The sequence below is a fragment of the Peptostreptococcus sp. genome, assembly GCF_036639115.1.
Lineage (GTDB): Bacteria > Bacillota > Clostridia > Peptostreptococcales > Peptostreptococcaceae > Peptostreptococcus.
Window position 1 is genome coordinate 50816 of the sequence record NZ_JAVWJH010000007.1, and the last position, 20394, is coordinate 71209.

Here is a 20394-nt window from a genome sequence, read left to right on the forward strand (position 1 = left end):
TTCGTATTTTATTTGAAATAATCTATATACAATATATGAAAAAAGGACATCCTAATATATTAAGATGTCCTTTTATTTTTATATTAATTTAATCATGGAAGAAGCCGATCTTCTATATCTCTAACAAAAGATGACATTATTAAATCATCTGGGGTCATTCTTGCATTTTTATCAACTGCTTCTTTTACCTCTATTGGATAATCCGATATAATTCCATCGACATCCATTTTTGAAAACTTATCTATTGAATCTTGAGTATTAACAGTCCACACAATTACTTTTTTACCTTTTTTATGAAGTTTTTTAATACTACTTTCAGTTGCTTCCCTCTCTTCCATTATCATATAATCAGCAGCTACATCACTATAGTTTCCTAGCTTTATAAAGTATATTAGCCCTGTATCAAATGTTGAATCTTTCTCTTCTATATACTTGGTGTGATTAATATTTAATGATGTGAAAAATACTTGTTTTTTCATACCCTTTTTCTTCACAAGATCCATTAAATCATCCATCATTTTATTATCAACACCCTCTTTTAGCTCAAGATTAATCTTTATCTTGTTTTTACAAAGATCTAGTACCTCTTCTATTGTTGGTACTTTTTCACCAGCATATCTAGGGGATACTTTACTTCCTATATCCAAAGTTTTTATCTGGTCCAAGGTTAAATCCAATGTTTTCTTATTTATAAAATCCGGCTTATTATAAGAAACTCTTTCAAAGGTTTTATCATGATTTAAAACATACTCTCTGTCTTTTGTCCTTTGAACATCTATCTCTATGTAATCTACTTTATTATCAATTGATTTTTTAATGGCACTCAAGCTATTTTCTGGTGTTCCTACACCATACCCTCTGTGACCATACACATCTATTTTATTATTATAACCTACTATTTCTCTAGTAAATATTCCCATAGTCATCGAATAAAGTACAAGAGCGGCTAAAGAAATACCTATTAGAGTTTTTTTCTTTTGTAAAATTTTATCTAGCATAGATCTTTTAGTTTTTTCGGCTATTTGAGGATATCTAACGTCCTTTTCATCAATCATTTTGTAAAATAATTTAGTGACATAATAACATTCAAAAGGAACTACCAATATAGATATCACCAATATTCCAAAACTTTGCACTTGTAAAAGCCCTATCATAATTATTCTTCCAGTATATCCATCCAAATTTAGTTGTCCTGAAAGCTTAATTATCAAGGTTAACCAAATAAATAGTATAAATGAAGATATTACAGCTGTGACAATTAGCATTACTGCCATTTCTTTTAATACATTTTTTCTATTATCTTTAAATAGCTTACAACTTGCAGAAATCGCTTCACTTGCTTTCATATCTTCTATTATCATGTAGTTGAAAGTAAATATAAATTTAAGACTTACATATATTAGTAGTATAATTCCCACAGTATATATTATTGTGTATATTACACTTTGATCTATTTCACTCATAATAAAGTTCGGCATGCTAAATCCTTTTAGAAAGCTGAGCTGAAAACCAATCCCAGACATTGGACCCATAAAAATAACATATAGAAAAATTATTATTCCTCCTACTGACAACATTCTAGGCAAGAGTCTAATATTATATTTTAGAATTTCCCAATAACTTGATTCTTTATAGCCTCCCTCAATTTTACAACTAATTGTAATATAACCGCCTATTTCTATAATGATTTCGAGGATAACTATTGCAAGAAAAAACAAAAGGAAAATACCGCCAGACGGGGTTAACATAAACTTCAATATATCTCCATTTGTGGATACTGCACTACCATTTTTTTGAACTAAGTATCCACTCAAAAGTCCGTATAAAGGTATAATAATTAGCGCTAGAACACCTCTTGTAATAATTTGATATTTCAAGAATTTTTTAATATTGAGAGTAAATTTTCCTATCAACTTCATATATTCTTTTAATATTATAAAAATAACTAACACCCCCTTTATTTATCATTTTTGGGTTTTAAATATCATCTTACTTCGTTATTTTATTTTACAATTTAAACAATATATATAACAAATCCTACCACTATCTGTATTATACTACTTTACAGCTTTCTTTCAAAGAAGAAAACTTTTAAAAAAGCATAATATTGCCATTTTTTACAAAATTTACAAATTACTTTTAATTTTCTTTAGGATTTCTTATGTTTCTTTTATTTTTTGTCTTTATTTTATTTGATTTTTTCCTATATTTTTATATTTATCATATTCCGTTTATACTAAAGTGATTTTTTATTAATACACTTTAAAATAAAACTCTTTAGTATATTTTATTTTTTTATCTTTTGTATACAATATACTCTCTTGTTTTTTTCTTTTTAAATGAAGATTTTGAAGGGCTTTCAAGGCTTGAAATTTCCTTGTATAATATGTTTTTTCTGCTATAATTAAAGATGTTGCATTTTAGTCAATGCACAATTTTTAAATTTAATAAATATAAAATTTGGCAAAAAAGCCAAATATTTTTTTATTATTAAGGAGAATATATGAAGTATTTAAAACAATTTGCAATTATAATTGTGATTACATTCATAGGAGAAGCACTCAATCAACTCTTACCTCTTCCTATACCTGCTAGTATATATGGACTTGTGATTATGTTAGTAGCACTTATGAGTAAGATCTTACCCGTTGATAAAGTAAAAGATGTTGGTAGGTTGCTCATTCAAACGATGCCCATCATGTTCATACCTGCTGGTGTTGGACTGATCACTGCATGGAATAAATTGGGTCCTATAATATTACCTGTTACAATAATCACTTTTATATCTACCATAGTAGTAATGGTAGTGTCGGGAAAGTTTACAGAAACTTTAATCAAAAATAAAGAAAGTAAGGAATAAAAGTTCATTTAAGCTTTAGGAGGTTTTATAAATGAAAGAACAAATAGTAAACTCCGTATTTTTTGGCGCTTCAATAACACTAGTAGCCTTTTATATAGGAGAACTAATAAAGAAAAAATCTAAACATCCACTTGCCAATCCCTTGTTAATAGCACAGATAGCAATCATAGGAGTTTTATTATTATTTAATATCGATTTTAATTCATATAACAATGGAGCAAAGTATATAAGCTTTTTCTTAACTCCAGCTACTGTATGTCTTGCAATACCTTTATATGAAGAATTACAACATCTAAAGGATAATTGGCTTGCAATCATGGCTGGTATTGTATCAGGTATGTTTTCTAGTGCAGTGACTGTACTTGCTTTATCTGTTATTTTTAGCCTCAACCATCAAGAGTATGTAACGCTCCTTCCAAAATCAATTACTGTTGCTATTGGTATGGGTGTATCTGAGGAACTAAAAGGAATCGTTTCGATTACAATAGCAGTTATCATAATAACAGGTATTATTGGAAATGTTGTCGGTGAGTTTGTTCTTGATAAGTTCAATATTAAACATCCCATTGCAAAGGGTGTTGCATATGGATCATCGTCACATGCACTTGGAACAGCAAAAGCCATGGAAATTGGTGAATTAGAGGGTGCAATCAGCAGTTTATCACTTGCTGTATCCGGAGTATTGACTGTAGGTGTTGCTTCTATATTTGCAAACTTCTTATAAATTAAAGTTTTTAACTCACTTATAGCTATAGGCTATCATATTTAATATTTTAATAGCTTATTGCGAGCTAAATAGTTATTATCTATCTATTTAAACTTTAAAATATAATCTATAAAAACAAACAATGTACTCAAGCATGCAAATTGCTGTTTTGTACGTTGTTTTTTTATGCTATAATTACCTTGTTCTAAAATATAATAGTATTATATGCTCAATATTAAATACTATTATTTACCGTATAATATTAATTTATTTAAAATCATAGCTTCTAATTACTTTTATTATCAATTCAAAACTATCAAGATTTATCTGTAAAAATAAATAAATGATTTTCAAGCTCCACTATTTTTTTAATGATAGACTTTTGTTGATAATAAACCCTAATAAAAAATATAATTTTAAATATGTATATCAAATAAATATCTTGAAAGGAATTTATATTATGAAAATAAAAAAGAAAATTTTATTGTCTATATCGGCTCTTATCTTGCCATTATTATTTTTATCTGGCTGTAGTGATAATAAAACTGAGGTAAACGTATACTCAACATCAGATATGCACAGTCATTTCCCAGATAGCCTTAAAAACTATCTCTCAAAAATTGACAGAGATAATTCAATCTTGATAGATTGTGGTGATATGACAGATATTCAAACACAAGATGATGGTCAATGGGCAAGTGGAATCAAGGAGTATGGTTATCTCACAGAGTTTAATGGACGAGTTGTAGAAAAAGTATCTGAGCCATCAGTTGGACTTCCACCTATAGGTAAAAATATGGTCGATGAAAAATATGATATGGCTACACTTGGAAACCATGAATTCTACTCAACTCCAGAAAAATTCAAAGAGTTAATAGATAGCTTCAACAAGGCTGGACTTCCACTTATGTCTGCCAATACATTCTACACAAAAGAATTTGCCAAAACAAAGACAGATCAAAGGATATCCGATCCATATCTTATAAAAAATATACATACGGACAATGGAGATATCAAGATTGGTATAATACCTGTAACAACAAATACTATCAACCACGAAGAACCTTTTAAAGACGGTAAAGTTGTACTTGATGAAAATGTATATATTCAAAATGACCCTAATTTCAAAGGTAAGGTTTATATGACAGATATAGTGGAAGAAAGCATCAAGATATCAAAAGAATTAAAAGAAAAAGAAAATCCAGATATGATTATTCTTGCGGCCCATACAGGTGAACAACCCAAAAAGCCTAGACACTCTGGAAATAGAATACAAGAACTTGCCAAAAAAGTTCCAAATATTGACTTGATAGTTGCTGGTCATACACATACATTTATTGATGAACATGAATATCAGGGTCCAAATGGCAAGAAAGTTATAGTTACTCAGCCAGGAAATCATGCAAAAGGTATCGCAAAAACAACAGTAAACTTTGAAAAGAAAAATGATAAATGGGCTGTCAGCTCACTTACTTCAAAGGCTGAAAAGTTTAAATCTAATAAAAATGATGTAGAAGATGATGCCTTTGTAGCTGATACTCCAGAAAAAATGAAGAAAATAAACTTCCAAGAAATTGATAAAGCTCAATATTTAAAGATGAAAAAAGATAATCCAAATATCTTGCTAGATACTGTTGTTGTTTCTGATAAAAAGATTGACTTCCCAAAAGACTTGGATATTGAAATAAAAAATGAATATCATACACCGAAAGACAATCAGTACCTATATTATATCTACTCTAAGGATTATGATACTGCAAAGAAAGTAATGGAAACATATGATATGTACACAAAAGAAAGTAAATTAGAAAACAAGGAAGTAAGATAGTGATATAATAAAATATCCAGAGCCTCAAGGCTCTGGATATTTTTAGTCCATTTTCTTTGCTTTACTTCTACTATAAAGAGCCACAACTAATGATAATATTCCAACAGCTATTACATCCCCAGTCTGAGCAAGGTTTTTACTTCCTATGTAAGTCATAAGAGCTAATGCTGCCATACCACTTGTAAAGCTAATCCACCTATTATACTTTCTCGTCCAATAGGCTTTATCTCTGTTTTTCTTTTTAAGTTTCATTTTTCACCTTTTCACCACAACACTTAAATATAATACTAGTACTATCTTACTAGCAACTATATTATACAATATGTGTCTATATTCTTCTATATATTTATAATAAAGCGCATCAATTAAAGATATTCTCCATATTTGAGAGATGAACCTTATCATTATAAATAACTATAATTCTACTATACACCCTATATCTTAAATTACTTTTAAGTTACTCAAATATGCTTTTGTCCATGATTTTTAAAGAATTTGAAATCTCTGGCTCAAAGTCCATTTGCTCGAGTATATCCCTATTAATATCTATTCCTGGAGCAATCTCTGTCAATAATAGTCCTTCATCTCCTAGTTCAAATACACATCTTTCAGTTACAAATATTACCTTTTGACCAATTTCTCTACTTTGTTTCGCACTAAATGTGACTTCCTCGACACTGGATAAAAATTTCTTTCTTCTACCTTCTTTTTCTATTATCAATATTCCATCTTTTACTCTAGTCTTCAATCCTCCAGCTGTCATAGTTCCACAAAATACTATATTCTTTGTTGACTGAGTAATATCTATAAATCCTCCACAGCCACCTATTCTATCCCCAAATCTACTGACATTAATATTTCCTGAGGGATCAATTTCTGCAAATCCTAGAAAAGTTCTATCAAGCCCACCACTATTGTAAAAATCAAACTGGCTAGCCATAGGAAGTCCTGCCCATGCGTTGACTGCCGAACCAAAGTTTGATCTTCCCAGAGGAATTCCTCCAATAAGTCCACTCTCTACAGTAAGAACAATGTTTTCTATTCCCTCTTCTTTGGCAACAGAAGCAACACCTTCTGGTATACCTATTCCAAGGTTTACTACAGAGTCATCACTTAATTCCTTGGCTGCTCTTCTAGCTATAATCTTTCTTTCATCTAATTCTAACTTTGGAAAACCAAAATTATCTGATTTATACTTACCTGCTATTATAGGATCATAATATGTTCCTGGAGTTTGGCGATGAAATTCTTCTGGATTTTCTGATTTGACTACCGCATCTACAAATACACCTGGTACTACAACATCTCTTCTATCTATAGATGAAGACGACACTATGTTTTTGACTTGAACTATTACCTTGCCACCACTTGCCTTGACTGCCATAGCTACATCTAAAGAGTCTATTATAGAAGACTCTTCTTCCATTGTAATATTGCCGAACTCATCTGATGTAGTCCCTCTAATGATTCCTATATCAAACTTAGGAACCTTATATTTCAAATATTCTTCTCCATCAATTTCAATCAAGTCAACCAAGCTGTCTTTGGCTGCTTCATTTACTTTTCCACCCTTTATTCTAGGATCACAGTATGTATTTAATCCAATTTTAGATATTTCAAAAGGCTTATTTGCCGCTGCCTGTCTATATATATGAGCAATTACTCCTTGTGGAAAGTTGTAAGCCTCTATTTCATTTTTAAGAGCCATCTCTATCATAGGTCTATTGTTTGCAAAATGTGCGGTTACATATCTCTTGATCAAGCCTTTATATGTCATTTCACAGACACCTTGATCATTATTGTTTCCTATACCTGCCCCTTGATATAAAGTTATATCTCTTGGATGTCCTACTTCCTTAAAGTTTTCACCAATTTTAACCATCATTTCTCTGGCTGCAGTAGCCAACATAAATCCTGACACAGCTACTGTATCTCCATCGTTTATTAGTTTTATAGCCTCATCATAGCTAAATAATTTACGCATTTTTATCTCCCTTTTTGAATCTATATATATTTATTTATTTTATAATTCATCTTTTTTATATACGTTTTCACATTATATATTATATCATATTTAAGTAACATTGCTTCATATTATGATTTTCCAGATTTTCCGCTTTTATTTTTTTATATATTTCCCAAATAATAATTATCATTAGCAAAAGCCTTTTAAATCAAGTGCTTTAAGATTTAATTTATTTTCCCATTATTAACTTTAAAATATTAAAAATATCACTCTTTTCTATAGTTAAAAACAATCGAGAATATATGATCACCGCTACTATTTTTCGTACTATTTTTTATTTTTTTCCTATATTTTTCGTAGTTTTAATACTTTTTATGGTATATTTCGTTAATTTTTGCATAATTGACTAGATTTTTTTCTGTAAACGTAGTAAATTATAGTGTGGGAAAAAAATTAAACCTAATATATTATAAAGGAGTTTTAATCATGATATATTCAACAGAAGTAGAAATGATGTGTCCTGTAGCTCAGGGTGCAAATCACGGACCTGCTCCAATTCCAGAAGAAGCAAAGTGGGTTAAACCTAAAGATGTTTCTGATATCTCTGGTCTTACACACGGCATAGGTTGGTGCGCTCCACAACAGGGTGCATGTAAACTGACTCTAAATGTAAAGGAAGGTATAATACAGGAAGCTTTGGTAGAAACTATAGGATGTTCAGGAATGACACATTCAGCTGCTATGGCATCAGAAATACTTCCTGGAAAAACTATTTTGGAAGCACTTAACACAGACCTTGTTTGTGATGCTATAAATACTGCTATGAGAGAGTTATTCTTACAGATAGTATACGGAAGAACTCAGAGTGCATTCTCTGAAGGTGGACTTCCAATAGGCGCTGGACTTGAAGATCTTGGAAAAGGTCTACGTTCTCAGGTAGGTACAATGTACGGTACTCTTGCAAAGGGACCTCGTTACCTAGAAATGGCAGAAGGATATATAACTGCTATAGCACTAGACAAAAATAGTGAAATCATCGGATATACATTTGTAAGCCTAGGTAAATTTACAGACTTTATCAAGGCTGGAGACGAACCAAATGAAGCTTGGGAAAAATCTCAGGGTCAATACGGACGTGTTGAAGACGCTGTTAAAATGATAGATCCACGTAAAGAATAATATTCACACTTTGAGGAGGAAATTTAGATGGCTTTATTCGAATCTTATGAGAGAAGAATAGATAAAATAAATGAAGTTTTAAATAGTTATGACATTGCTTCACTAGAAGAAGCTGAAAAAATAACTAAAGATGCTGGACTAGATGTATACACACAGGTAAAATCAATTCAGCCAATTTGTTTTGAAAATGCTTGTTGGGCATACACTGCAGGTGCTGCAATAGCTATCAAGAAGGAATGTAGAACTGCTGCTGAGGCTGCTGAAGCTATCGGTGAAGGTCTTCAGTCTTTCTGTATACCAGGTTCTGTTGCTGACCAACGTAAGGTTGGACTAGGACACGGAAACTTAGGAAAGATGCTTTTACAAGAAAATACTGATTGTTTCGCTTTTCTAGCAGGTCACGAATCATTCGCTGCTGCTGAAGGTGCTATTGGTATTGCTGAAAAGGCAAACAAGGTACGTAAGAAACCTCTAAGAGTTATACTAAACGGTCTTGGAAAAGATGCTGCTATGATAATTTCTAGAATCAATGGATTTACTTATGTTCACACAGATTATGATTATTATACAGGTGAACTTAAAGAAGTTGAAAAGATTGCTTACTCTGAAGGACTTCGTGCAAAGGTACACTGCTACGGTGCAAATGACGTTCGTGAAGGTGTTGCAATCATGCATAAAGAAGGTGTAGATGTATCTATTACTGGTAACTCTACAAACCCTACTCGTTTCCAACATCCAGTAGCTGGAACGTACAAGAAGGAATGTCTAGAGCAAGGTAAAAAGTACTTCTCAGTAGCTTCTGGTGGAGGTACAGGACGTACTCTACATCCAGATAATATGGCTGCTGGTCCTGCTTCTTATGGTATGACTGATACTCTAGGACGTATGCATTCAGATGCACAGTTTGCTGGTTCATCTTCTGTGCCTGCACATGTCGAAATGATGGGACTGATAGGTGCTGGAAACAATCCAATGGTTGGTATGACAGTTGCCGTTGCCGTTTCAATAGAAGAAGCTGCAAAGGAAAATAGATTTTAATAAACATATTCTATAATTAATATTTTGGCTATATATTTTATAATTACATACAATTAATATTTTAGCTATTAACATAAATTAAAGGGACGTGATTCACGTCCCTTTAATTTATGTTTTTTATTATCCTCTAACACTATATTATTTTGCTATATCTATTAATATGGCAAAGGATACTTGTCTGTCAGTGCCACTACTATTTCTTGCGCCTTTTCTATATTATTGTCAGTAATTACAAGGTCCATTGCCTCTGCAATCTTGACCATATCTTCTTCCTTCATCCCTCTTGTTGTAACAGCGGGTGTACCTATTCTTATTCCGCTAGTTTCTACAAAGCTTGCCTTATCAAAAGGTATAGAATTCTTGTTAACAGTGATATAGGCTTCATCTAGAAGGACTTCTGCCTTTCTACCTGATACATTTTTAGATACTAAATTGATAAGTATTAGATGGTTGTCAGTTCCACCTGATACTAGATCAAAGCCTCTCTTCTTTAACTCTTCTGCCAAAACAGCAGCATTTTTAACTACTTGTTTTTGATATTCCTTGAAATCATCTTGAAGGGCTTCCTTAAAACATACAGCCTTTGCAGCTATTATGTGCTCCAATGGTCCGCCCTGTATTCCCGGGAATATTGCCTTATCAATTTTCTTTGCATATTCTTCCTTACAAAGAATAATACCTCCTCTAGGACCTCTCAAAGTCTTATGAGTAGTACTTGTGACAAAGTCTGCACACTCCACTGGATTATTGTGAAGCCCAGCTGCTACAAGACCTGCAATATGAGCCATATCTACCATCAGATAGGCATCTGCTTCTTTAGCTATTTCTGATATTTTTTTAAAGTCTATTTCTCTAGAATATGCACTTGCACCTGCAACTATCATCTTTGGCTTTTCTTTTAGTGCTATTTCTCTTAATTTGTCATAATCTATTCTTTCAGTCTCTGGGTCTACTCCATATGCTATAAAGTTGTAATTGATTCCTGACAGGTTGACAGGTGAGCCATGAGTCAAATGTCCACCCTGAGATAGATCCATACCCAATACCTTGTCACCATGATCTAACATGGCTAGATAAACTGCTTGATTGGCCTGTGATCCTGAATGAGGTTGAACATTGGCATGATCTGCTCCAAATATTTTTTTCACTCTATCTCTTGCAAGATTTTCCATTACATCCACATACTCGCATCCACCGTAATATCTCTTACCTGGATAGCCCTCTGCATACTTATTGGTAAAGTAACTTCCCATAGTCTCAAGTACTGCTGGTGATACTATGTTCTCTGATGCTATAAGTTCTAAATTTCTTTCTTGTCTTTGATGTTCTTTGTCGAGAGCATCATAAATTTCTGGATCTTCCTTTTTCAAATTTTCAAATTTAATCATTGTGTAAACCTCCTCAAAAGCTCTAAATTTCTCTATTTATATACACAAATCATGACTGCTATATAATATATGGCAAAATACAAGTTTCTATAGATATTTGTAGCTACACTTAGTCATACAAATTGCAAGTCATATTGTAAAAGCACTATATGTCTAAATAGTCATAATTTTTTGTCTAAAAAATGTATTGGATTTATTATATCACAAAAAACTCTTCCAATATTATTTTTTTACCCCTTTTTATGTTTTTCCACCAATATTTGCCAATTTTGTAACTCTCATTTTTTTGATAATATTAAGATTTTAAACATAAAAATATCGATAAGCAGTGGATAGTTGCTTATCGATATTTTTATATATTAAATTGTTTTTATCTATTTTATTCCCTCTACAAATCTACTTGTAATTTCTCTAGGTCTAGTAATCGCCCCTCCAACTACTATAGAATGCGCACCAGCTTGCAGGGCTTTTTTTGCCTGATCCGGATAATGAATTTTACCTTCAGCTATTATAGGAATATTGATGTTTTCGAATAAATTTTTTACCAACTCCAAGTCAGGTTCATCCCCTAAAGATTTTGTATATGGTGTATATCCACTGAGTGTTGTTCCTACCATATCTACACCAATATTTGCTGCATTAATTCCCTCTTCAAGATTTGATATATCCGCCATCAAAATTATTTTCGGATATTTTTCTTTAATTTCTTTTACAAAATCATTTATTGTGCTTCCATCAAATCTAGGTCTCAAGGTACAATCAAGAGCAATTATTTCGCAATTAGTAGCCACTAATTCATCTATTTCTTTCATAGTAGCCGTAATATATTGTTCCATGCCTTCATATGATTTTTTTATAATTCCAATTATTGGAAGATCAAGCTCTTTTTTTATATCTATTATATCTCTTACTCCCTGAGCACGAATCCCTACAGCACCAGCACGCTTTGCAGCCAAAGCCATCGAAGGCATTATTCCGCCATTTTCTCTGTATAGTTCTTCATCTTCAAGGGCTTGACAAGATACTATTAATCCATCTTTAATCTGATCAAATATTTGTTCTTTATTCATTTTTATATCCTCTTTTTCCTAAGTTTCATTTTCAATCTATAAAATTAACAATGTAAGAAATAATAAATTTAAATAAATAATTAATAAATATTTTATATGGATTTCCACTATATAATGAAGTTTCAAGTTTTATTATACAATACTAATTTGTTTATAAATACTTTCTACTTTTCTTAATATTAATCTTTAATTGTAATTTCATAGTATTTATAGTTAATATATATTTTTACATATTCAAAAATGTCCCCATCTGATAGGTATGTGAATCTATCAAATTCAAAACATGGTTCTCCATCTTTTGCAATATAATATGCCACACTTTCAGGAACATCAGTTATTACCTTTATTTTTTTCTTGCTTTTTTCTTGATGTATATCAATTCTATAATTTTCACGTATCATAGTCGCTAATTCTTTAAAACTTTCCAAGTCTTCAATATTTATATTAGGTAAATATTTCATAGACATATAATTAGTTTGATGTGCCCAAGCAACATCTGAAATATACTTTACTCTAGTAATTTTCAAGAGTTGAGATACTGGCATACCTATTTTTTCACAGAACTCCTTATCTTGAACGATCTCTACTCCTATTACTTTAGAAGTTTCTTCTACATTGTCTGTAAAATACTTGTGAAAATTATTATTTTCAGTGAAATATATTTTTTTATTTACTAAAGTTTTGCTGACAAAGCTCCCTTTACCTTGTACTCTAAATATATATCCACGATTTTCCAATTCAGTTAATACTCTTACGGCTGTCGTACTGCTCACTCCATACAGATCCTTTATCTCTTTTTCTGTATATATTTGTTCGCCTTCCTTAAATACCCCTGTCTCTATCTTTCCTACTATACTTGCAAATATTCTTTCATACTTTTTCATAGCAATCTCTCCCACAAATTTAACCCTAAAAATTTAATGTGTTAACTATACACATACTAATATTATCATTATATTATTCATTTGTAAAGAAGCTATGTAAACGATGTCAAATTTACAGTATAGCTAAGCTTACTAGCACAAATTTCCAATTCACACAGTCATTTATTAATAATTCATATTTATTTTATAATCCACTAATTTATTTTATTCAGCAATAAAGGGTCTAATTGCACCATATATAGCAGCATTATTACCTAGGCTCGCACAAAGTAACTTTGATTTATTGATTTTTATTGGCATAAACATATCTATTTTTTCCTCAAGCCTTTTAATAAGATCGTCACCTTGTCCCGATATAGCCCCACCAATTATTACATATTTGGGATCTATTATCAAAAGCATATTAGTTATTCCTTCTGCTAAATCCTCTAACCAACTATTCATTAACTTTCTTGAAGAATCTTTATATTTCATAGCCATCTCTAGGAGTTTTTTATCCATTGAATCATATTCTACAGAACTTTTCATGTTTTTTCCATTCTTTTCTTTTGAATCTAGATATTTACATATATCAAAAAAATCTTTTACACTTATGCTTTCATCTATCTCTTTGGCAATTCTTTGCTCTAATGCTATTGTCGATGCCCTTTGTTCAAAATTTTTCCCTGTCTTCGGATCGTACATTATCTGACCTATCTCTCCTACGCTAAAACTTGATCCTTCAGGCATTTTATCTAGATAGTATGCCCCACCTATGCCAGTTCCTAACGCAACACAAAATACTTCATTTAGACCCTTTGCACACCCTAAAAGTTGTTCCCCCAACAAGGCACAGTTCACATCATTGTCTGCAGATACTTCAACATTTAATCGTTCTTCTAATTTATCCTTAAAGTTCAGGCCAATGTAATTTTTTATAGTTTCAGTCGCACTCACAATTTCCATCTTTTTTGTATCTACAACTCCTGCTGTCGACACTCCCATATAGGAAAAATCGTAACTATCCTTAAGTCTACTTGCTACTCTGTAGAGTTCATCCACAATCAATACATTTTTATTGTCTGGTGTGTCACAAGTTTCATAGTGTATAATATTTAATTTTTCATCTATTACCGCAAACTTTATGCTACTTCCACCAACATCAATCCCTAAATACATCTACTAGCTCCTTTGACTAAATTTCTATCTAAGTATAATCAAGAATTGAATTATACGTGATAGATTTATTTTCACTTACTAAATATAAAATCCAAGAGTATAAAATCCCCAGTACTTATAGCTATTTTAAGCTTACACATTCAGCTTAAAGCTTTTATTAAAGTGCTTTTAAAGCAATACCCTTTTCTATTAATGTGTTAAATTACTTTTTATAATATCACTATTTTTTTCTCTTGTAAAGATTGAAAGCCTTGATTTTGATATGTTTTTTCATTTTTTATGAAAAGTATTGACATTTTTCGGAAAACGTATTAATATGGTTTTGTAAATATTTAATGTGTTAAGTTCGAGCAATCAAGTGCAAATATAGTAGAAAATAGCAAAAATTATTGTTCTCTCGGCAATCGATTTTCTTGCTATATTCTTAAACTGCATCTATTAAAAATTATATTTTCTTACAAAATTAGGAGGTCAGTAATATGAAAAATTTAAAAGGTCTATATTCTGCTCTTTTGGTTCCCTTTGATAAAAAAGGAAACCTTATTGAAGAAGGACTAAGAGAAGTAATCAACTATAACATAAAGGTAAACAAGGTAGATGGGCTATATGTCAATGGTAGCAGTGGTGAAAACTTCCTGCTAAATACAGCTCAGAAAAAACGTATATTTGAAATTACTAAGGAAGAAGTAGGAGATAGGGTAAATCTTATAGCTCAAATTGGTTCACTCGATTTAAATGAATCTGTTGAACTTGCAAAGTTTGCTACTGATCTTGGATACGACTGTTTATCAGCAGTTACACCATTTTATTATCCTCTTTCTTTTGAAGAAATCAAAAGTTATTATGAAACAATTATAAATGCTACTGATAACAATATGATACTTTATTATATACCTGTTTTAACAGGCGTAAAGATAAGTTTAGACCAGTTTGCTGAACTTTTATCTAATGAAAAAGTAATCGGTGTAAAATACACAGCTGCTGATTTTTACCAGCTAGAAAGATTTAGAAAGAGATTCCCTGATACACTTTTATTCTCTGGCTTTGATGAAATGCTCGTTCAGGCTGCAGTAACAGGTGTAGATGGAGCTATCGGATCAACGTACAATGTAAATGGTAAAGTTAGTCGTGAAATATTCGACCTAGCCAAGAGTGGCGAAGTGTCTAAGGCTTATGAGTTACAGCATCAGGCAAATGATGTTATAGAAAAAGTGTTAGAACTTGGACTTTATCAAACTCTAAAGGAAATACTAAAAGTTAAAGGGCTAAATGCTGGTTACTGCAAGAAGCCTATGAAAGAATTTGATGAAAGTAAAATTATAGAAGTAGAAAAATTAGTAAAAGACTACAATCTGTAAAATAACTTTAGTTAAGTATACTATTTAGAAATATAGCTTTGCTCCCCCAAGTGTATTTCTAAAAACTTATATATAGCAATCAATTTATTGGACCTCAAAGTAAATCTTCATATACATAGACCCTAAAATTTATAAGTATATGAGTTTTATTTCGAGGTCATTTTACTAAAAACTAAATATTAAAGGAGAAAAATAATGGATAAAATCGGTTTTGGCTTCGCAAATGGAGTCGTTTTAATACTTTATCTTTTGGCAATGACCGCTATAGGCGCTTTATTTGCAAAAAAGGCTGGCAAAAATACTGATGCTTTCTTTAAGGCAAGCGGTTCCGTGCCATCTTGGGCTGTTGGTTTTTCAATATACGCAACAACTCTTTCAGCTATCACTTTTATGGCAACACCAGAAAAAGCATTCAACGGAGACTGGGCATACGCAGCAGGAAATCTATCAATTATAGTAATTATACCTATACTTATATACTTCTATGTACCCTTCTTTAGAAAGTTAAATGTTACTACAGCATATGAATATTTGGAGGCAAGATTCAACCCAATAATGCGTGTGTTTGGTAGTGTCTTATTTTCACTATTCCATATAGGACGTATAGCAATAGTAATTTATCTACCAACAGTAGCTATAACTTCTGTATCTACTATTAATCCATATCTAGTATGTGCAGCAATAGGTGTGTTATGTGTTATCTACTCATTTTTGGGTGGTATGGAAGGTGTTATTTGGACTGACTTTATACAGGGCGTGATACTAATAGGTGGAGCTTTGCTTGTAATTGCTGTCGGAGTATTCAATGTGGGTGGATTTGGTCAGGTAGCTGCTGATGCAGTTTCAAATAAAAAAATTATCTCTTCGGAAACAATGAAGTGGTCCTTTACAGCAGCAACTGTTCCTATTATTTTTATAGGGTCAATATTTAACAGTTTACAACAATATACGTCTTCTCAAGATGTGGTACAGCGTTACAATACAACAAAGAATCAAAAAGAAACTAATAAGAGTCTTTGGACAAACGGTTTTTTGGCATTTATAACTATACCGATCTTCTACGGAATGGGCACTGTTTTGTATAGTTTCTACAAGGGAACAAATGCAGCTGGCGTTCTTCCAAACTTTATGAATGCAGATGTTGTAGGAGCCGCAGCTAATACTACTGCTCTTGTTCCTTACTTTATACTGACAGCTCTTCCAGCAGGCGTTGCAGGTATAGTTATCGCAGCTATCTTGGCTGCAGCTCAATCAACTATATCTTCAAGTCTTAACTCTATATCTGCCTGTGTTGTAGTAGATATCAAGCAACGTTTCTTTGGTAAAAGTTTAAAGGAAGAGGATGATGTTAAACTTGCTCGTTTGATAATAATAATTTCTGGAATACTAGGTACTATTGCAGCGTTATTCTTTATAAAGACTAACCAGAAAGAAACTTGGGATCTATTCCTTACATTTATAGGACTATTCGGAGTTCCAATCGCTGGTATATTTGGATTGGGAATATTTACTAAAAGAGCAAATGGTACAGGTGCTTTAATAGGATTATTTGCCTCAGCATTTTCTTGTTACTGGATTCAGGGGCATACAGCTTGGGCTGCCAATCCATTTGTTTTCTCTACATTCTCATTTATATCTGCAGTAGTGTTTGGATATATTTTCAGTTTGATATTTAACAAGGATAAGAAAAATATCACTGGTCTTACTATCTATACAAAAGATGATGAGTATGTACAATAAAGCCTAAAATTATATAAAAATAAAAAAGAACATGTATACATGTTCTTTTTTATTTTTGGATAATTTTGCAGTTCATTCAAGGGTATTTTTAATAAACTTACACTACTTATCTAGAAGATCTCTATTTTAAAACTAAATGTAGATTTTCTTTATTACTCCAATTTTAGATTAATCTTAAATTTTATAAATTAATCTTATGGATTTCAGCTGTTCTAGTCCCTGGTTTTATTTCACCCATTACAGAATATACACTATTTTTTATTTTCAGCAAAGCGTTTCCACAAGGTGCATCAAAGGATATCTCCCCAATGCTCTTCCACGTATCTTTAGAATAATTGTATAATAAAGCTTCTTTATTCCAATTATAAAAACTTGCTTCTTGACTAAAATATTTCTTACGATAGTCTTGCAACTCCTCACCTTTAAGCGTAGACAGATTCTCTACTGCACTCTTCCACAGATCTTTATTAAAGCCACCTACAACTAACATTTCATGTTCTGATATCTTGCTTGAGGCTGCTCCTAATACAGATATTTCTTTTCCATATACAACTATATCTGATAGTTTCTTCCAATCTCCGCATTCTATATTGTAGGCATAGCCATCTGAATATGTAATGTTTGATCCTCCACCAAATACCACTATACTACCATCAAGAACCGCTGATACACACTGGTTACGAAGCTTTCCAGGGAAATCTTTCAGTTTACAAATTTTCAAATCAGATAGATCTAAAGAATAAAAGCTCCCACTATTTTCTCCACTTATACTTCCCACTCCAAAATATATTTTTCCATCTACATATTCTGAAACAATATTCTCAAGAGAAAAATCTAGTTCTTTTATAGTCTTTGAATATAACTTATTATCTTTTATATATATTTCTAAAAGATTTGACTTATTACCCATAGAATTTGTACCTAAATAGAAAACTTTATCATTAGAGCTAGTAGAAGCACCGTATGCCACGGGATATTCAAGCTGTGAATGATCCAAAATCTTTAAACTATCATTTACATCTTCTATAAGATATAGATCTCTATGAGTTACCTTCTTACCACCTTCTAAAACTCCTCCCTCAGGGAAATTAGCTCCCCCTCCTATTATCATCTTATCCTCGAGTACACCATATAAAAGTCCAGATACACCTATATTTTCTTTATAAGACTTTTGAGCAGCTACTTTGCCTATTGCTTTACAATTTAACATGTTAACTTTTCCTTCTTCCCGAATTTTTTATTGGAATATAGTTTTTAAAAGCTAAAAACCTTCTATTTCAACACTACTTATTGTTTAATTATATCAAAATATATATTTTAATTCAATATTTAACACATTAAATTTTCCATTTATTTGCTTTTCGTAAAATAATAGAACTTCTATTTTTCAAAGATTAGTGAACTTTAAATATAATTTTTAAGATTCTTTATATTACTTTTCATTAGCTTTAAAACATCAATTTATATACTTTATATTGCTTTTAAATAAAAATAAGCCGTATAAGAGACTTTTAAAAATCTATTATACAGCTTATAAGAAATAATTCTCTTTTTATATAAATAATCATAAATACTTGCTTTCACTTTTAAAAACCAAATTTTTAATACAAAAAGAGGGTCCATCTAATTTTTAATATGGTTTTATTTTTTCCATGTACTTTTCATTGTTTATATTACATCTGTTTTCAAATCCCATACAAAATTCATAAGGATCTACTTGAGACATATTTTTGCCTACAAATCCATTTCTGTTGAACTTTATAGAATAAATATATTCATTATCACTTTGACTTTTAGCTTCTACTTTTCTTTTAGTACAAGCGGACATAACTATATTTTTGATACAAGGGCTAATATTAAATAAGTTACTTGAAAAAAACACCGCCAATCCAAATACACAGTTTATATACTCTTCTCTCAGATCCAAGGTATTCTTATCTTCCCTTCTAAAAGCTCCATTTGACAGTTTAACTGCCTTAAATTCTGGAATTTTTTCTATTTCAGGAAGATTTATATCTACAAAAAGACTAGACTTTCTATATTCATATGCTAGCTCAAAATCAAGTGGTAATATTGTAGTTTCCAACCACTGACCAGTCTTTTCTTCTATATATTTTTTATCACCCTTAATCGTCATTTCAAGTGACTTTTTTTCTTCATAATACTCCTGTATATACATTGTATTTCTTTGACTTTCTATTCTATTTTCCTCTTCTTCAAATTTTATCTTTTCGCCTTGCCACTCAATATTTAGCTCAGTAAGCTTATCTTCCTTATTTTGTTCTATATATTCTCTTCTCATTATCCAACATTTTAGAGGTCTCCAGCTACTAATTTCTTGTTTTGCTTCTCTTTTTAAAGATTTTATAGCATCATTTATAGTTGGTTCCTTCTTCTTAAAGCTTTCTCTCTTGTAGGTCTTTAGTGATAAAGAGTCTAGCCTTGCCTTAAAATATTCTTCGTCCTTTATATTTGGTGACAACTTATAAATTTCTAAAAATTTTTCTGTTTCAGCATTTATTCTTTCGTAATTAATTTTCATCTGCCTATTTTTTTCATAGCTATACAACTGAGTTCTCTTTATTTTTTCCTTTAAAGACTCATCAATTATATCTAGACCACTGTCTCCATAGAAGGCAACATCTCCAGACTCATCAACTCTTATATTATACCTAGGTATATCTTCATCTTTTTCCTTATTATTTTTAGAGCGTGCTGAATTATTATGCCTATTATAGACACTTGAATCTGGAATCGCAATCCCCAGACACATCCCCTGTTCATTTACGTCTATTGCAATTTCTTGAACTCCAAAAGAAAAGCTCGCACCTGAGTTTGAAAAATCTATTTCTGAACCTTTACAGATACTTTTACTTTTTTTAAACCTCACAAAATCCCCCCTTTTATGAAATCCATCCTTGGATATCTTTACAATTATTAACTATATTATACCACAATTAATAATTGGCTTTCAAAAGTCTCTATTCTCACTTTAAAATATTATATATACTTTCAATTAATATTTATTTTATAACTGTATTTTTAATTTATTATTATTTTATTTAGATTAAGACCTTAATTTTATTTTTTATAAAACTTATATATTTTATCTTCTTAATTGTCAATTTTCAAAATAAAAATCGTTTAATAACTAAAAATTTACCTTTGCTTTTGCTTTTGCTTTTGCTTTTGCTTTTGCTTTTGCTTTTGCTTTTGCTT

16 protein-coding genes are annotated in these 20394 nt (G+C 31.1%); 7 read left to right on the top strand and 9 right to left on the bottom strand.

Going from position 1 to position 20394, the window contains the following annotated elements; translation table 11 throughout:
• Positions 1 to 92: 92 nt before the first annotated feature.
• Complete coding sequence (locus RR561_RS08565) at positions 93 to 1919, bottom strand: glycerophosphodiester phosphodiesterase family protein (protein ID WP_332507408.1); 1827 nt, start codon at positions 1917 to 1919, stop codon at positions 93 to 95.
• Positions 1920 to 2503: 584 nt separating this feature from the next.
• Between RR561_RS08565 and RR561_RS08570 the strand changes: the two genes are divergently transcribed.
• The 3 genes from RR561_RS08570 (at position 2504) to RR561_RS08580 (ending at position 5394) form a co-directional block, all read left to right on the top strand.
• Positions 2504 to 2860, top strand: a complete 357-nt coding sequence (locus RR561_RS08570) for a CidA/LrgA family protein (RefSeq protein WP_332507410.1) — start codon at positions 2504 to 2506, stop codon at positions 2858 to 2860.
• 31 nt (positions 2861 to 2891) lie between these two features.
• Entirely contained in the window at positions 2892 to 3584 is a 693-nt protein-coding gene (locus tag RR561_RS08575; protein ID WP_332507412.1) for an LrgB family protein, read from the top strand.
• Positions 3585 to 4026: 442 nt separating this feature from the next.
• On the top strand, positions 4027 to 5394 hold the full coding sequence (locus tag RR561_RS08580) for a metallophosphoesterase (RefSeq protein WP_332507414.1): 1368 nt from the start codon (positions 4027 to 4029) through the stop codon (positions 5392 to 5394).
• 42 nt (positions 5395 to 5436) lie between these two features.
• Here the strand turns inward: RR561_RS08580 and RR561_RS08585 are convergent, their stop codons facing one another.
• Both RR561_RS08585 and RR561_RS08590 read right to left on the bottom strand, forming a co-directional pair.
• Positions 5437 to 5646 (bottom strand): hypothetical protein, encoded by a 210-nt coding sequence (locus RR561_RS08585; RefSeq protein WP_332507416.1) that lies wholly within the window; start codon positions 5644 to 5646, stop codon positions 5437 to 5439.
• A gap of 205 nt (positions 5647 to 5851) precedes the next feature.
• Entirely contained in the window at positions 5852 to 7378 is a 1527-nt protein-coding gene (locus RR561_RS08590) for an acyl CoA:acetate/3-ketoacid CoA transferase (protein ID WP_332507417.1), read from the bottom strand.
• A gap of 468 nt (positions 7379 to 7846) precedes the next feature.
• Between RR561_RS08590 and RR561_RS08595 the strand changes: the two genes are divergently transcribed.
• Positions 7847 to 8539, top strand: coding sequence for an iron-sulfur cluster assembly scaffold protein (locus tag RR561_RS08595; protein ID WP_332507419.1), 693 nt, complete (start codon positions 7847 to 7849; stop codon positions 8537 to 8539).
• 27 nt (positions 8540 to 8566) lie between these two features.
• Positions 8567 to 9577 carry a GGGtGRT protein gene (locus RR561_RS08600; RefSeq protein ID WP_332507421.1) on the top strand — a complete coding sequence of 337 codons (1011 nt, stop codon included), beginning with the start codon at positions 8567 to 8569 and terminating at the stop codon, positions 9575 to 9577.
• Positions 9578 to 9732: 155 nt separating this feature from the next.
• Here RR561_RS08600 and glyA read toward each other — a convergent pair whose 3' ends face one another.
• The 4 genes from glyA to RR561_RS08620 form a co-directional block, all read right to left on the bottom strand.
• Positions 9733 to 10965, bottom strand: a complete 1233-nt coding sequence (glyA, locus tag RR561_RS08605; protein WP_332507423.1) for a serine hydroxymethyltransferase — start codon at positions 10963 to 10965, stop codon at positions 9733 to 9735.
• Between the two features lie 374 nt (positions 10966 to 11339).
• Entirely contained in the window at positions 11340 to 12035 is a 696-nt protein-coding gene (locus RR561_RS08610) for an N-acetylmannosamine-6-phosphate 2-epimerase (protein ID WP_332507425.1), read from the bottom strand.
• Between the two features lie 179 nt (positions 12036 to 12214).
• Positions 12215 to 12919 carry a GntR family transcriptional regulator gene (locus tag RR561_RS08615; RefSeq protein ID WP_332507426.1) on the bottom strand — a complete coding sequence of 235 codons (705 nt, stop codon included), beginning with the start codon at positions 12917 to 12919 and terminating at the stop codon, positions 12215 to 12217.
• Between the two features lie 204 nt (positions 12920 to 13123).
• Positions 13124 to 14077: an ROK family protein gene (locus RR561_RS08620; RefSeq protein ID WP_332507428.1), complete on the bottom strand. Its 954-nt coding sequence runs from the start codon at positions 14075 to 14077 to the stop codon at positions 13124 to 13126.
• Between the two features lie 479 nt (positions 14078 to 14556).
• Between RR561_RS08620 and RR561_RS08625 the strand changes: the two genes are divergently transcribed.
• Complete coding sequence (locus RR561_RS08625) at positions 14557 to 15435, top strand: N-acetylneuraminate lyase (protein WP_332507430.1); 879 nt, start codon at positions 14557 to 14559, stop codon at positions 15433 to 15435.
• 195 nt (positions 15436 to 15630) lie between these two features.
• The gene (locus tag RR561_RS08630; protein WP_332507432.1) at positions 15631 to 17175 is read left to right on the top strand and encodes a sodium:solute symporter; all 1545 of its coding nucleotides are present in this window, start codon (positions 15631 to 15633) and stop codon (positions 17173 to 17175) included.
• A gap of 181 nt (positions 17176 to 17356) precedes the next feature.
• On the opposite strand, the gene RR561_RS08635 is transcribed toward RR561_RS08630, so the two are convergent.
• Entirely contained in the window at positions 17357 to 18385 is a 1029-nt protein-coding gene (locus RR561_RS08635) for a cyclically-permuted mutarotase family protein (RefSeq protein WP_332507434.1), read from the bottom strand.
• A gap of 420 nt (positions 18386 to 18805) precedes the next feature.
• Positions 18806 to 20065 (bottom strand): DUF4236 domain-containing protein, encoded by a 1260-nt coding sequence (locus tag RR561_RS08640; protein WP_332507436.1) that lies wholly within the window; start codon positions 20063 to 20065, stop codon positions 18806 to 18808.
• Between the last annotated feature and the right edge of the window lie 329 nt (positions 20066 to 20394).

What these genes read in the sequence shown, in the direction of transcription:
- RR561_RS08565 (WP_332507408.1), bottom strand. Translation starts at nt 1,919, where the DNA reads ATGAAGTTGATAGGAAAATTTACTCTCAATATTAAAAAATTCTTGAAA.
- RR561_RS08570 (WP_332507410.1), top strand. Translation starts at nt 2,504, where the DNA reads ATGAAGTATTTAAAACAATTTGCAATTATAATTGTGATTACATTCATA.
- RR561_RS08575 (WP_332507412.1), top strand. Translation starts at nt 2,892, where the DNA reads ATGAAAGAACAAATAGTAAACTCCGTATTTTTTGGCGCTTCAATAACA.
- RR561_RS08580 (WP_332507414.1), top strand. Translation starts at nt 4,027, where the DNA reads ATGAAAATAAAAAAGAAAATTTTATTGTCTATATCGGCTCTTATCTTG.
- RR561_RS08585 (WP_332507416.1), bottom strand. Translation starts at nt 5,646, where the DNA reads ATGAAACTTAAAAAGAAAAACAGAGATAAAGCCTATTGGACGAGAAAG.
- RR561_RS08590 (WP_332507417.1), bottom strand. Translation starts at nt 7,378, where the DNA reads ATGCGTAAATTATTTAGCTATGATGAGGCTATAAAACTAATAAACGAT.
- RR561_RS08595 (WP_332507419.1), top strand. Translation starts at nt 7,847, where the DNA reads ATGATATATTCAACAGAAGTAGAAATGATGTGTCCTGTAGCTCAGGGT.
- RR561_RS08600 (WP_332507421.1), top strand. Translation starts at nt 8,567, where the DNA reads ATGGCTTTATTCGAATCTTATGAGAGAAGAATAGATAAAATAAATGAA.
- glyA (WP_332507423.1), bottom strand. Translation starts at nt 10,965, where the DNA reads ATGATTAAATTTGAAAATTTGAAAAAGGAAGATCCAGAAATTTATGAT.
- RR561_RS08610 (WP_332507425.1), bottom strand. Translation starts at nt 12,035, where the DNA reads ATGAATAAAGAACAAATATTTGATCAGATTAAAGATGGATTAATAGTA.
- RR561_RS08615 (WP_332507426.1), bottom strand. Translation starts at nt 12,919, where the DNA reads ATGAAAAAGTATGAAAGAATATTTGCAAGTATAGTAGGAAAGATAGAG.
- RR561_RS08620 (WP_332507428.1), bottom strand. Translation starts at nt 14,077, where the DNA reads ATGTATTTAGGGATTGATGTTGGTGGAAGTAGCATAAAGTTTGCGGTA.
- RR561_RS08625 (WP_332507430.1), top strand. Translation starts at nt 14,557, where the DNA reads ATGAAAAATTTAAAAGGTCTATATTCTGCTCTTTTGGTTCCCTTTGAT.
- RR561_RS08630 (WP_332507432.1), top strand. Translation starts at nt 15,631, where the DNA reads ATGGATAAAATCGGTTTTGGCTTCGCAAATGGAGTCGTTTTAATACTT.
- RR561_RS08635 (WP_332507434.1), bottom strand. Translation starts at nt 18,385, where the DNA reads ATGTTAAATTGTAAAGCAATAGGCAAAGTAGCTGCTCAAAAGTCTTAT.